Consider the following 12,719-nt stretch of genomic DNA (forward strand, 5'->3'; position numbering starts at 1 on the left):
TTGCGGGGTTGCTCAGGCGTGTCGCCGCCGGGCTGTCGCGGGGTGCCGACCCGCGGGCTGGCGTCACAGGTGCGATGGCGGGCGGTTCCGCGATGGCGCAGAATGAAGATCATCCAGCGCTTTTCCTATACGATCCGGTGTGGGGCGTCAGCATGTCGCAGCGTTGTGACTGATGTCAACAGGTTCCCGAAGGCGCAAGAAAGGACCTCACGTCACGATGGACGACGAAGCGATGATCGCGCGGGGCCGTAGGGCCGTCGCGGGCGGAACGCCGCCGGGAAGATCCGGCGGCCGGCTTGCCGACGAGGTGTACGACACGCTGCTCGGACAGCTGATGTCGCTACGGATCGAGGCCGGCTCCCGCGTCACGATCGACGTCCTGGCGCGAGAGCTGGGGGTGTCGCAGACGCCGATCCGGGACGCGCTGAACCGCATGGAGGCCGAGGGCCTGGTCGTGCGGGTGCCCCATGCCGGCTACCGCATCCCTCCGCACATCACCCGCCAGCGATTCGAGGACATGCTCGAGGTCCGCCTGCTCCTCGAACCGGCGGCGGCGCGCAGATCCGCCGAACGCGCGACCTCGGAGCAGGTGGCCGGTCTGCGACGAATGCTGGAGGAGATGGCGGAGCTGGAAGGGGGCAACGGGCCCACGGCGTACGGCGCCTTCGGGCTACGCGACGCCGCCTTCCACGATCTCGTCGCCCTGAGCGCGGAGAACCAGGTCATCCGTGAAGCGCTCGCTCGCCTGCACAGCCACGTGCACCTCTTCCGGCTCCACCACGACACCCAGGTCACGCACCTGGCGATGGCCGAGCACGAGGACGTGGTAACCGCGATCGCCGCGCGTGACCCGGACGCCGCCGCGTACGCGATGCGTCGGCACATCCTGCGCTCCGGCGAGCGTTTCCGGCGACTGTTCGACGGCGTCAGGGACGCGGACGGGATGGCGGCAGACGCTTGACGGGCGGGCCGGGCCGGGGAATGCTAGCGCAATCAGATCGGATTGGATTCGATCGGATCCACCACCTCACCCGCCCCCAGACGCGAGGAGAAGCAGGTGCCCAGAGCGCTGCTGCTGACCGGCGACGCCGCCGAGGAACTCGACACCATGTATCCCTACTACCGCGTGCAGGAGGGCGGCTGGGACGTGGACGTCTCGTCACGGACGATGCGTGACGTGCAACTGGTCATCCACGAGTTCGACCCCAACTCCGACGCCTACGTGGAGAAGAACGGCCGGAAGCTGCCGGTCGACGTGCCCTGGGCCGACGTGGACGTCGAGCGCTACGACGCCCTCATCATCCCCGGCGGCCGCGCCCCCGAATGGATCCGGGTCGACGCCGACGTCAGGCGCATCACCGAGCACTTCTTCGCCCGCAACCTCCCCATCGCGCTGGTGTGCCACGGAGCGCAGGTGCCAGCGGTGTACGGGCTGCTGAAGGGCCGCAAGACGGCCTGCTTCCCGCCCATCACCGGTGACATGGAGAACGCCGGCGCGACCGTCATCGACGCTCCCGACGTCGTGGACGGCAACCTCGTCTCCTGCCGGGGCTGGCCCGACATGCCCCAGTTCGGCCGGGCGATGATGGAGGTCTTCTCGAAGTCCGTCAACCCCGCATCCGCATGAGCACAGCTGGCCTGTGCCCGTGACGGCACTTCGGACCGTCACGGTCGACGGCTCCCCGGTCCACGTCCTGGAAAGCGGCACCGGACCCGCGGTGCTGATGCTGCACGGCTCCGGACCCGGCACGACCGGGTCCGGCGCCTGGGCAGCGACGGCGCAGGCGCTCGGCACGTCCTGGCACGTCGTGGCTCCTGACCAGGCGGGGTTCGGCCGTACGCCCGTCCCGGCGGGCTCCACGGGCGGGCTTCGGCTGTGGACGGAGCAGGCCGCGGGCCTGATGGACGCTCTCGGTATCGAGCACTACGCCGTGGTGGGTCACTCCATGGGCGGTGCCGTGGCGCTGGCGTTGGCGGCCGCACGCCCCCGACAGGTCACCCGGGTCGTGGCGGTCGCGACGATGGGCGCCCCCGGCGCGCCCCTGTCCGCCGGGCTCGACGCGATCTGGGCCGCCCCCGCCGGCAAGCTCGGGGCACGAGACATGCTGAGTCGCCTCGTGCTCGACCAGGCGCTCGTGACCGAATCGGCAGTCGACGCCCGGGCGGCCGCGATGCGAGCGGGGGAGGCGGCCTTCGCGTCGTTGTTCCCTCCACCCCGGGCACGATGGGTCGACGACCTCACCCTCTCGGCGCGAACGCTGGCAGCGATCAGCGCGCCCGTGCTGCTCGTGCACGGCGCCGAGGACCGCATCACTCCGCTCGAAACGGCAACCCGGCCCCTGCTCGAACACCTGACCGACGTCCGTCTGCACGTGTTCGGCCGATGCGGGCACGTGCCGGCGATCGAACACCCGCAGGAGTTCAGGCAACTGTTGTCGTGCTTCCTCAGTCAGCGCTCTCGGCAGGGTGCTGACGAGGGAGCGCACCTATACGGCCAAGGAGATGAGCGACCGTCTGTCCCAAGTCCGTAAGCCGGTAGTTCGTCGGCAACCGTGGTTCAGGCTCGCCCATCGTCTGTTGCGCGTCCCGCAACTCATCTCTCTCCTCGCCGGACAGGTGTTGTTGACTACGTGGGGCCGCTTCGATGAAGGTCAACTTTGCCAACTTCTGGACGAGGATCGGCGCAACATGGGCGATGCCTCTGTCTCGCTTGGCGATATCTTCTACGCGGAACTGCTCAGGTGCCTTGTTTATCACTGACAAGCATCGCGCGTCGACCCCTTCAAAATCCTCCAAGAGTGCAATCAGCATGCGCATCTCGTCAGCTCTGGACTTGTCTTTTGCGCCCACGACAAAGGTCCGAGCGAGCACCCTGATCTTCCACTCGTCGGCTGTGGTGGTTGAGGCCCCGACGGCCTCGCCCAGCAACTGCCGGGTCTTACGATCGGATTGCTCTCCCGCAGCGAGGTCATCGACAGTTGATCCGCTCTCCGACTCAACGGCCTCGCTAAAGCGCTGTGCACCTTCCGCAGCCCAGAGACGGTAAACCAACGACACCGACTCCTCCACGACGGAGCCCGCAAGTGCGCTGGCGGGAACGGCTGCGACGCCGAGTTCTGGTCTGTTGAGCACCGCCGCTGCCACCGTCAGGAGAGCTGCAACCGCAGGTGCCACTGTGTTTCCGGCGGCACGTTGGACGATAGCGACTGCTCGATCTTGTGCTTCTCCCATGCCGTCCATTCTGCTCTGCCTGCGCCAGCCGATTCGCCCTGCGCTCACGTTGTGGAAGGCCGCCTTTGGGCAGGGAGACGCCAATTCCGCCTTTCGCTCAGGCTCGGCTGGTGACCAAGGGGTCGTGGACCCGGCCGAGGAACAGCGGTACGCCGGTGAGGCGGTCGTGGATGACGTACAGGAATGGTCGGTCCACAAAGAACTGCGGCCCTTGCGGAATCGACGGCGGCCGGACGACGACGGCCGTCGCGGCCGCGGCTTCGGTGCCCTTCTCGTCCACCGCGATGAACGTCTCGTGCACCACGTCGTCGATGCACAGGGACGGGTCAGTGCTCATGCCGGTGAAGTCGGCCTGTGCGGTGAATGCCGTGGGCATGCCGAGGCTGCCCAGCGCGGCTCCCAGCTCGGCTGGCAGACGGAACCTCCATCGGGGCAGGCGTAGTTGGACGTCGGTGACCTGGAACCCGGTCAGCAACGCGCCCAGCCAGGTGGCGTCGAGGTTCGCCTCGACCGCGGCGAGGTCGCCCCGGGTCGGCATGACGATGGCCATGGCAAGCCCGTCGCCCGCGTACGGCACGTCGACCGCGCGCCAACCGTCGCCCTCGAGGTAGCCCATCCGGTCGAACGGCCCGCGCATGATGGAGACGTCGACGACGCTGCCGTCATCCCGGGTGAACGGCCCCAGCGCCGTGGCGGTGGGGGTGAACGGGTACTTCCACGCCGCCATGAGGTAGATCGCGTTGGTGAGGATCAGGCGGGTGTCGGGGCTGACGCCGTCGGGCTGCAACAGCTCCGGAATCTTCGCGTTGGTCCGATCGGACACCCAGGTGTTGATCTCCTGGCGGGCTCCCTCCGGGTTGCCGCCGAAGTCGACCGGATGCGGCGCGGCGCCGTAGTAGCCGGCCAGAGTGTCCCGGAACCCGGGCCGCAGGCACAGGTCGCGTCGTGTCCACAACGCGTTGGCAGTGGTCAGCCGAGGCTGCTTGGTTCCGTCCCCGTTCTGGTAGCGCTCGGCGAGCGTCTGATCGACGGTGTTGAGCCCGCTGTCGAGCGCGCTGGGACGCGGGTGCGGCGCGTGGAGCACGGCGTCCATCTCGTCGGCCGTCGTCGAGCGGGCGCCCGCCCGGGTCATCGCGAGCGCGAGCCCGACCGAGTACGGTGCGCACACCACATTTCCGCCTGCCTCAGTCGAGGCCAGTGTGCGGTAGAGGTCGGCCGTGAAGCCACGAACCGCGGTGGCGGCGGCCTGCATCGTGGCCGGGTCCGGTGGTACGCGGGCCGCATCCGTCGAGGTCGACGACGAGCCGAGCCAACGGGAGTGACCTGGGGCGGCGGTGAGGGCAGCGGCGGCAAGCGGCACCGCCCGCAGAACAGATCGACGCGAGACCATGTGTCGACGGTAGAGCAGTCCTACGGAAACCCACCAGACACAGAGCCGAATTAATCGAAGTTCGGCGATGTCTATCGTGGAGTGCGCCGGTTGTGGTGCCCGGGGCGTGGTGGTGAATCGGAGCCCGCCGGACGCTAACCGTCTTCGTCGTGGCGGGCCAGCAGGCCGACCTCCGGCAGCGATCGAAGCAATGCCGGCAGGGCGTCGAACACGAGCGGAAGCTCGGCCATCTGGCTGAGCGTGGCCCAGGCGATGTCGTCATGCTCCTCGGGTGCCCGGTTGGTGGGGGAGCCGACCCAGTCAGCGATGTGCCAGACGCCCACGTTGACGGCGTCCTCGCCGCTGCCGGCACGCAGGTCGCCCAACCGTGACGAGGACCGCGCCACGATGTGCACCCCGAGCTCCTCGTGCATCTCACGCGCGAGGGCCTGGAGCTCCGACTCGCCGGCGTCGACGTGCCCTCCGGGCAGGTCCCACAGATCCGGGTACGCCCGGCGGGCCGGGCTGCGATGGACCAGCAGGACCGCGCCGTTGGTGACGAGCGCGCCGCAGACGACGACATGCATGACGGGATTAGAGCACGGGGATGGGACAAGCCCGTCCCGGCTCGACACCGTGGGCGGCTGGCCGCAGATGACGTCGCCTCATCCGGGAGTCGCCGTGCTGGGCACGGCACCCTCGGCGAGCTTGAGTCGCGTCCAGACGTTCATGTTGATGACAACGCCCACGATCTCCAGGATCTCGTCCTCGGTGAAGTGTGCGGCCATCCTGTCGTGCGCCTCCTGGAGCCGGGTGTTGACGGTGGCGTCGGCGGCCCGGGTCAACGCCTCGGCGTAGGCCAGCGCGGCCTGCTCCTCTTCGGTGAACAGGTGCGTCTCCCACCACGCGGTGAGGGTTTCGACCTTGGCGGACGGGATGTCGGCGGTACGGGCGGCGGCGTGGTGCACCAGCAGGCAGTAGCTGCAATTGTTGAGCTGCGCGACGCGTAACCGCAGAAGCTGGGCCAGGGCCCGGTCCACCCGCAGGGTGGCGGTGTGGCCGAACGCTGCGGCCCCGGCATTCGCCAGCGCCATGAGGTGTTCGTTTGTGGCGTTCAGCCGTACGTTCTGAAAACCGGTATCCACGCGGTGACCTCCTCCACGTCCCAACGACAACACCAGTGCCGGGGATGTCCATATCGGTGCGGCGGGACCCGAGGTATTAACCGCCTGCTCCGGGTCGTACCTCTGCTTCTGGGGTTTGCGGAGCGGCCTCGGTCAAGGCCGTGATGTCGTAGGCGCCGTAGTGGCGGCGGCCGTTGATGAAGAACGTCGGGGTGCCGGACACGCCGCTGCTGTCGGCGGAGTCGATGTCACTGTCGATCCGCCCGGCGTGGGCCTGGCTGGTCAGATTCGCAGGAATGCCCGCAGCGGTGACCTCAGGTGCCGCTTCCGGAGCGTTCGGCTGGTGCTGGTCTCGGTCACCCGTCACCTTTCGACGTGCTGACCGAGCCAGCACGGATAGCTGGAGCACTCCCCTGCGACATCCACGAGAGAGGGCTCCCGCGGCCGTAGCCGTCGCCGGCAGTGTGCTCAGCGCGGTCCGACGAACTCGGTCCGCACGCTCCACGCGAACTGGATCAGCAGGGTCACCGGGGACCTCTCGGCGATCTCGTGCATCACCGCCAGGTCGTCGGGGTCAGGGTCCTCGCTGAGCGTGATGGTGCGCTGCAGGTAGCGCTCCGCGCCTTCCTGCTCGGGTTCGTGGTAGTTGATCTCGACGGTGATATCGCCGGCGGTGTCGTACTTGTAGTCGACGTACTGCCGCAGCGTCTGGGCGGTGCACGAGGCGAGCGCCATCAACAGGTACTCGGTCGGGGTGGGGCCGTCACCGATCGCGCCGTTGTGCGGTTCGTCGGCGACGAGGGTGAAGCCGCGGGTGGTCATGTCGGTGCGTCGGCGCTCGGTGGCCGGAAGGACAACGCGGGCCGATGCGACGACATGATCATGGGTGGTTTCCATCAGCCGTGCCTTCCTCTACATCCGGTGGTGAAGGTCCAGGGATACCGAGCCGGCAGCAGCCGCGCCGCAGTCGGAGCGGGGCCGTGGCCAGGCGTGTCAGCCCGGGGCCGGTACGTCCGGAGGTTAGCCTTCGCGGACTAGATAGTCCAATCGACTAGTCAGCTCAGAGCCGCCTTCGGCGGGTGAATCTCGACAGCTGGCAGCCCAAGCTGGGTCAACTGGTGGCACGCGACATCATGTCCCGAGCTGGCTTGAGCGATGCCAAGGCTTTAATTGGACCTACAGGTCCCTTTGGTGTGGCGGCTGCAACTGGATGCCCGCCGGGCGGGAGTCAGCGTCGATCGACGGCGGAATCAATCATGCCGGCGGCGGTTGCGCGAGCTGGGGCGCCTCGCTCTCACGATGACGCCCTCATCGACCTCCGGCTGCTCGCACCCACCGCGAGCAGCCTCATCACCACCAATGGGGCCAATTAACGGGTCGGTTCACCGGACGGCTGCACGAGGAGCGATTTGATGTGGTCCAGCGCCATGTCCAGTGCGACTTCCATCGGGGCGACGTCGTGCGCGGCGTTCGCCAGCAGGTAGCCGCCTTGTAGTGCGCCCATCAACCCCGTGGCCAATTTCTCCGGGTCGGCGTCCGGGCGCAGGAGACCACTGTCCCGCATCCGGTGCAGACCATCACTGATCAACTTTTCCCATGCCGCGAACGTCTCCGACAGCGACGATCGAGCCTGCTCATCTTGATCGGACAGCTCAAGGGCCATCGACCCGAGGCCGCACCCGTATTTGCCGTTGTTGAGTGAGTTGGCCTGGACCAGCGCGTTGCGCCACCGAACCAGCCCGGAGAACGATCTCAGTCGTTCGAGCCCCGCGCGCTCGCGCTGAAGCACGAGCGCGCCTCGATACTTGACCAAGGCGCGCACGAGTTCCTGCTTGTCGGCGAAGTGGTGGTAGAGCTGGGACTTGCTCGTCTGGCTTGCCTCGCGGATGTCGTCGAGGGTCGTCGCGTTCACTCCGCGCACGAGCATCAGCCGGTTCGCTGCGTCGAGGATCCGCTCGCGGGTCGCGATGCCCCGTTGACTGATCCTCCGCCTATTCGTCGGCGCAGCCACCTGCTCGTCGCTCATCTGTCAAGTGTATCCAGCGCGCCAGATGATCTCGTGCGAATGGGACGGTTGAGTCCATCTCGTGTCACGTCCCATTCACCCAATGCGTCGCCCCAATGACCGTGTTTCCGCACCGCCAGACATCTTTAGAGGCGGCTCTTATGGACTATTTGGTCCTATTGAAAATGGGGTTTCCGGTGTTGTACCGCGACGCCTCGGGCGCCGCACTCCGGCGAGAGCCGAGGTGAGAGACCCGGATGGGTACGGACCGGCGCGCGGACCCTGGGTCCGCGCGCCGGGGGTGTCAGGCAGTCGCCCGCTTCGGCAGCTTCCATCCCGGGCGGGGGAAGTGGCAGGTGTATCCGTTGGGGTACGTCTGCAGGTAGTTCTGGTGCTCCGGCTCGGCCTCCCAGAAGTCTCCTGCCGCGGTGACCTCGGTGACGACCTTGCCGGGCCACAGGCCCGAGGCGTCGACATCGGCGATCGTGTCCTCGGCGACCCGCTTCTGCTCGTCGCTGGTGTAGAAGATCGCCGAGCGGTAACTGAGGCCGATGTCGTTACCCTGGCGGTTCTTCGTCGACGGGTCGTGGATCTGGAAGAAGAACTCGAGCAGCGCCCGGAAGTCGGTCTTGTCGGTGTCGTAGACGACCTCGATGGACTCCGCGTGGGTGCCGTGGTTGCGGTAGGTGGCGTTCGGGACGTCGCCGCCGCTGTACCCGACGCGCGTCGACACGACGCCGGGCTGGCGGCGGAACAACTCCTCCATGCCCCAGAAGCAGCCGCCGGCGAGGATTGCCTTCTCGGTGTTCACATCGTCTCCTTGGCTGATGTCGTGCCCGTGTTGGTGTCACTCGTGAACAGGGTGCGGTACTCGCCGTACCCAGCGTTTTCCAGGTCGTCGCGGTGGATGAACCGCAGCGACGCCGAGTTGATGCAGTAACGCAGTCCGCCCTCCTCGGGGGGACCGTCAGTGAAGACGTGGCCGAGGTGGCTGTTTCCGTGCAACGAGCGGGCCTCGGTCCGGATCATTCCGTGGCTCGAGTCTTGGCGCTCCACGACGTTCGTCCTGGCGATCGGCCTGGTGAAGCTCGGCCAGCCGGAGTTGCTGTCGTACTTGTCGACAGACGCGAACAGCGGCTCGCCGGACACGACGTCGACGTAGATGCCGGGCTCATGGTTGTCCCAGTAGGCGTTGGCGAACGGTCGCTCGGTGCCGTCCTGCTGGGTTACCCGGTACTGCTCCGGGTTGAGCCGCGAAACGGCCTCCGGGTTCCTGTGGTACTGGGTCTGCTGGTGCACAGCTCTCCCTTCGTGGCCTCAGCTGCGGAGCCAGGCGGAGCGCACCTGGACTCGCAGGTACAGACAATCTCCGGGCCGGCCGTATTCCCGCAGCCGTCGTCACACTTGGACGCCAAAGTCCAAGCAGAATTCCCTCCTCGCCCGAAGAGGTCTCGTTATAACGGTCCTGAACTGCAATTACTGCGGCTGCGGCGATGACTGGACGGTCGCATACTGGACTTGACAGACCACTTTTGCCATGGCTAGGTTCGGGACGGCCGACGAGCTGGCCGACTCGCCCGTCGGCATCGAGGTCGACAGGCGTTCCCGCCGACACCCCATCGCACTCCGGTCGCTACCGGTCGGCGTGGTGTGGCACGGCGCCGAGGCGTGGCGCCGCCGGTGTTGGGAACGAACAGTGCTTCTCGTGGCAGTGCGGCGAGGGCGGAATCCAGGAGGTATCTGATGAAGGCGATCGTGGTGACCGACGAGGCCGCCGGAACGGCCGGAATGACGTTGGTGGACCGGCCTGCGCCGGAACCTGCCATCAACGACGTCGTTGTCCAGGTTCACGCGTCGGGATTTGTGCCGACCGAGCTGACGTGGCCCTCGACCTGGACCGATCGCCTCGGTCGGGACCGAACGCCGTCGGTACCCGGGCACGAACTGGCCGGAGTGGTCAGCGCACTCGGGTACGGCACGACGGGGCTGTCAGTGGGGCAGCGGGTCTTCGGCCTCACTGACTGGAGCCGAGACGGCACCCTGGCGGAGTACGTGGCGGTCGAGGCGCGCAACCTCGCACCGCTGCCCGGCGACGTCGACTTCACGGTGGGCGCGAGCCTGCCGATCTCTGGCCTGACCGCCTGGCAGGGACTCTTCGAGCACGGCCGCCTCCGGGCGGGGCAGAGCGTCCTCGTGCACGGCGCGGCCGGCGCTGTCGGTTCGATGGTGACGCAGCTCGCCCATGAGTTCGGCGCCTACGTCATCGGTACCGGGCGCGCCGCCGACCGGCAGCGGGCGCTCGACTTCGGCGCGCAGGAGTTCGTCGACCTCGAGAACGACGTCCTGGAAGACGTCGGTGGAATCGATCTGGTTTTCGACGTCATCGGCGGTGACATCGGAAAGCGGTCGGCAGGCCTGATTCGCGCCGGCGGAAGCCTGGTGTCCGTCGTCGGGCCGCCCGATGTGCGACCCGCGGACGCCCTGACGATCGACTTCGTCGTGACGTCTGATCGCGCCCAACTGGGTGAAATCGTCCAGCGGGTACGGGACGGGCGACTGCTGACGAACATCGGCAAGGTCGCGGACCTCGACGACGCCGTCGCCGCCCTCAACCCGACCGAACGGGCCACCGGCAAGACGATCATCCGCGTTCGCTCGTAAGGACTCGGGGGACAGCGGTCGGGGCGCGTTCAGGCGTGCCGACGGGTGCTCAATGCCCTCGCTGGCCGGGGTGTGACCGGAATGTCTGGTCCAGCACGTCGGCGTACTCGGGATGAGCATCAACGAACGCTGCCGCGAACGGACACGTCACGGCAGCGGTCTTTCCCTGCCCGCGCAGCTCGTCGAGGACGCCGCCGAGAAGCCTGCTCGCCACTCCCTTCCCCCGGAACTCGGGGAACACGGATGTCGCCGACAGGATGACGCGGTCCCCGGCCGTGCTGTAGACGAGCCCTGCCGCTGTCCGGCCCCCTACCGTGGCCTCGTAGATGCCGTCCGCGCTGTTGTTGGTGATGACGAAGTCCTCCGCGTCAGCCGGGCCGGCGGGCGGCAGGGTCGAGTCGCCCGAGTCCTGCTCGGCGCTGGTCAACGCGATCATGTCTTCGGCGTTGTTCGCCACAATGTCTCCTGAATCCCGCTTCGTCGCGATTGTTCGAATCTCGTGCTCAGACCCGCGGCAGCGGGAGGCTGACCACGAGCGATCCACGCAGGTCTACCAGGGCCCGCGCGGTCGTGCGTACCAGGCGCATGACGACGTCCCCGCAGCCGGGGCAGCGGGCCACCAGGCCGGGCGCCCGGTCGAAGACGCGCATCGCGGCCAGCGGACGGGTCATCAGGCAGCCGGCGCAGGTGAGGTCGGCAACGGTGAGGTCGGCCCCCATGATCTCGCCGAGCGGGCCGGCGAGGGCGTTACCGTCCACCCAGTGTGGGTCGTCTGCTCCGACGGTGGTGGTCGACATGATCATCCTTTGGTGGGTCCGAAGCGTTCGGTGCGGATGGTCGCCGGGTTGTGGCCGATGGTGACGAGAAGGTCGGCCACGGTCTCGACGAATCCGGTGGGCCCGCAGACGAACGCGACGGCGTCGGCGTCGTGGGGCCACGCGACGCGGGCCAGGGTGTCCGCGTCCAGTCGTCGAGGTGGGGCCGGCCAGCCGGCGGGCGCCACCCGGGTGTACACGTGGGTGACGGCGACAAGACCGCCTCCTGCGGCTTCTGCACTCGCGAGATCAGCCGTGAACAGCGCGTCCGACGGGGACCGGGTCGAGTAGAGCAGCCTGGTCGGAGCCGTCGCCGCCCGCACCATCGACATCAGCGGCGCCACGCCGGATCCGCCGCCGATCAACAACGCCGGGCGCGGATCGGTGGGTCGGCGCACGAACCAGCCGCCGAGCGGCCCACGGATCTCGAGCTGGTCACCCGGTTCCGCGACATCGACGAGGTACGGCGAGACCTCACCGTCGGCCACCGTCTGAACTGTCACCTCAAACCGGTCGGCCAGCGGGGCGGATGAGATCGAGTAGCTGCGCTGCGCCGTGTAACCGTCGGGAGCCGTCAACCGGACGTCGACGTGCTGGCCCGGCACGTGACCCACCCAGCCGTCGACGTCGAGGACCACCGTCCGCGCCGTCGCGGTCTCCGCCCTGGCGCCCGCGACGGTCGCCGGCCGCCAGGTCAGTCCGCCAGGTAGCGTTGCTCGCGCCACGGGTCACCGTAGTTGTGGTAGCCGGCCGTCTCCCAGAACCCAGGCTCATCGTCGTGACGTAGTTCCAGGGCGCGCAGCCACTTCGCGCTCTTCCAGAAGTACAGGTGCGGAACGAGGAGGCGGGCCGGACCGCCGTGCACCGCAGCCAGCGGCTCGCCGTCGAACTCGTACGCCACCCAGGCCTGGCCGTCGAGAAGGTCCTCAAGCGGAATGTTCGTGGTGTAGCCGCCGTAGGAGTGGGCGACGACGTACTCGGCCGAGGATTCGACATCGGCCAGCAACGTGTCCACCGAGACGCCCCGCCAGCGCGTGCCGAGCTTCGACCAGTGCGTGACGCAGTGGATGTCGACGGTTGTCTCGTCGGCGGGAAGGGCGGTGAACTCCGCCCATGACCACGTGCTCCGCTCGCCAATCTCGGTGATGACGGCGAGCTCCCACGTGTCGAGCCCGATGCGGGGTGTGGGCCCCGCCGACAGCACCGGAAAGTCGTCAGTGCGGTACTGGCCGGGCGGAAGATCGGTGTCGTCGCGTCGGCGGCCACCGAAACCGCGTGAAATCACTGCCATGCGCCCCTCCCAGAGCAGCGGCCGCATGATCGCGACATCAGTAACTGGACCATCTCGTCCATGGTAAGCCGATTGCTGGCTGGCGGCAAACGTTGCTCACCGTCGGCGAGTGCGCCCAGCAGCGATTGCCGTCCGACACGGCGGCGCCAGGTGGTCCGACGGGCCTCGCCGCACTGGCGACTTGATGGACCAGATCGTCCATGTGCTCGCGGCCGGTCGGCAG

At 67.9% G+C, this 12,719-nt stretch carries 17 protein-coding genes; 4 read left to right on the top strand and 13 right to left on the bottom strand.

The features are described 5' to 3' along the window. The first annotated feature begins 217 nt into the window (after nucleotides 1-217). The 3 genes from AB0C03_RS17740 to AB0C03_RS17750 all read left to right on the top strand — a co-directional run bounded on the left by AB0C03_RS17740 (nucleotide 218) and on the right by AB0C03_RS17750 (nucleotide 2,531). Nucleotides 218-961 carry a GntR family transcriptional regulator gene (locus AB0C03_RS17740; protein ID WP_030328395.1) on the top strand — a complete coding sequence of 248 codons (744 nt, stop codon included), beginning with the start codon at nucleotides 218-220 and terminating at the stop codon, nucleotides 959-961. 96 nt (nucleotides 962-1,057) lie between these two features. Continuing rightward, nucleotides 1,058-1,627, top strand: a complete 570-nt coding sequence (locus AB0C03_RS17745) for a DJ-1/PfpI family protein (protein ID WP_210857678.1) — start codon at nucleotides 1,058-1,060, stop codon at nucleotides 1,625-1,627. Nucleotides 1,628-1,646: 19 nt separating this feature from the next. After that, nucleotides 1,647-2,531, top strand: a complete 885-nt coding sequence (locus tag AB0C03_RS17750; protein WP_307857779.1) for an alpha/beta fold hydrolase — start codon at nucleotides 1,647-1,649, stop codon at nucleotides 2,529-2,531. On the opposite strand, the gene AB0C03_RS17755 is transcribed toward AB0C03_RS17750, so the two are convergent. The 9 genes from AB0C03_RS17755 to msrB all read right to left on the bottom strand — a co-directional run bounded on the left by AB0C03_RS17755 (nucleotide 2,446) and on the right by msrB (nucleotide 9,028). Then, nucleotides 2,446-3,240, bottom strand: coding sequence for a hypothetical protein (locus tag AB0C03_RS17755; RefSeq protein ID WP_357637826.1), 795 nt, complete (start codon nucleotides 3,238-3,240; stop codon nucleotides 2,446-2,448). The two genes, AB0C03_RS17750 and AB0C03_RS17755, sit on opposite strands and share 86 nt — an antisense overlap. Before the next feature lie 88 nt (nucleotides 3,241-3,328). After that, nucleotides 3,329-4,621 carry a serpin family protein gene (locus tag AB0C03_RS17760; protein ID WP_030328386.1) on the bottom strand — a complete coding sequence of 431 codons (1,293 nt, stop codon included), beginning with the start codon at nucleotides 4,619-4,621 and terminating at the stop codon, nucleotides 3,329-3,331. Nucleotides 4,622-4,755: 134 nt separating this feature from the next. Beyond that, on the bottom strand, nucleotides 4,756-5,187 hold the full coding sequence (locus tag AB0C03_RS17765) for an NUDIX domain-containing protein (RefSeq protein ID WP_036410734.1): 432 nt from the start codon (nucleotides 5,185-5,187) through the stop codon (nucleotides 4,756-4,758). A 78-nt stretch (nucleotides 5,188-5,265) separates the two neighbouring features. Further along, a complete protein-coding gene (locus tag AB0C03_RS17770; RefSeq protein ID WP_051708180.1) occupies nucleotides 5,266-5,694 on the bottom strand; it encodes a carboxymuconolactone decarboxylase family protein in 429 nt (142 codons plus the stop codon). A 127-nt stretch (nucleotides 5,695-5,821) separates the two neighbouring features. After that, entirely contained in the window at nucleotides 5,822-6,091 is a 270-nt protein-coding gene (locus AB0C03_RS17775; protein WP_030328383.1) for a DsbA family protein, read from the bottom strand. 101 nt (nucleotides 6,092-6,192) lie between these two features. Beyond that, nucleotides 6,193-6,621 (bottom strand): OsmC family protein, encoded by a 429-nt coding sequence (locus tag AB0C03_RS17780; protein ID WP_081883679.1) that lies wholly within the window; start codon nucleotides 6,619-6,621, stop codon nucleotides 6,193-6,195. 472 nt (nucleotides 6,622-7,093) lie between these two features. Then, nucleotides 7,094-7,750, bottom strand: a complete 657-nt coding sequence (locus tag AB0C03_RS17785; RefSeq protein WP_030328377.1) for a TetR/AcrR family transcriptional regulator — start codon at nucleotides 7,748-7,750, stop codon at nucleotides 7,094-7,096. 283 nt (nucleotides 7,751-8,033) lie between these two features. Next, nucleotides 8,034-8,540: a peptide-methionine (S)-S-oxide reductase MsrA gene (msrA, locus tag AB0C03_RS17790; protein ID WP_030328375.1), complete on the bottom strand. Its 507-nt coding sequence runs from the start codon at nucleotides 8,538-8,540 to the stop codon at nucleotides 8,034-8,036. Next, the gene (msrB, locus tag AB0C03_RS17795) at nucleotides 8,537-9,028 is read right to left on the bottom strand and encodes a peptide-methionine (R)-S-oxide reductase MsrB (protein WP_030328373.1); all 492 of its coding nucleotides are present in this window, start codon (nucleotides 9,026-9,028) and stop codon (nucleotides 8,537-8,539) included. Before msrB ends, msrA begins: the two co-directional genes overlap by 4 nt. A 444-nt stretch (nucleotides 9,029-9,472) precedes the next feature. Between msrB and AB0C03_RS17800 the strand changes: the two genes are divergently transcribed. After that, on the top strand, nucleotides 9,473-10,390 hold the full coding sequence (locus AB0C03_RS17800) for an NADP-dependent oxidoreductase (RefSeq protein WP_357637975.1): 918 nt from the start codon (nucleotides 9,473-9,475) through the stop codon (nucleotides 10,388-10,390). A gap of 49 nt (nucleotides 10,391-10,439) precedes the next feature. Here the strand turns inward: AB0C03_RS17800 and AB0C03_RS17805 are convergent, their stop codons facing one another. Genes AB0C03_RS17805 through AB0C03_RS17820 form a run of 4 tightly spaced genes read right to left on the bottom strand, consistent with a single transcriptional unit; the run spans nucleotide 10,440 to nucleotide 12,496 of the window. Next, on the bottom strand, nucleotides 10,440-10,847 hold the full coding sequence (locus AB0C03_RS17805; RefSeq protein ID WP_357637833.1) for a GNAT family N-acetyltransferase: 408 nt from the start codon (nucleotides 10,845-10,847) through the stop codon (nucleotides 10,440-10,442). 46 nt (nucleotides 10,848-10,893) lie between these two features. After that, nucleotides 10,894-11,187: a DUF6510 family protein gene (locus AB0C03_RS17810; protein ID WP_357637836.1), complete on the bottom strand. Its 294-nt coding sequence runs from the start codon at nucleotides 11,185-11,187 to the stop codon at nucleotides 10,894-10,896. A gap of 2 nt (nucleotides 11,188-11,189) precedes the next feature. Then, nucleotides 11,190-11,930, bottom strand: coding sequence for a ferredoxin reductase (locus AB0C03_RS17815; RefSeq protein WP_357637838.1), 741 nt, complete (start codon nucleotides 11,928-11,930; stop codon nucleotides 11,190-11,192). Then, nucleotides 11,900-12,496, bottom strand: a complete 597-nt coding sequence (locus AB0C03_RS17820; protein WP_210857681.1) for a sulfite oxidase-like oxidoreductase — start codon at nucleotides 12,494-12,496, stop codon at nucleotides 11,900-11,902. Before AB0C03_RS17820 ends, AB0C03_RS17815 begins: the two co-directional genes overlap by 31 nt. Between the last annotated feature and the right edge of the window lie 223 nt (nucleotides 12,497-12,719).

It is taken from the genome of Micromonospora parva, assembly GCF_040649675.1.
Lineage (GTDB): Bacteria > Actinomycetota > Actinomycetes > Mycobacteriales > Micromonosporaceae > Micromonospora > Micromonospora parva.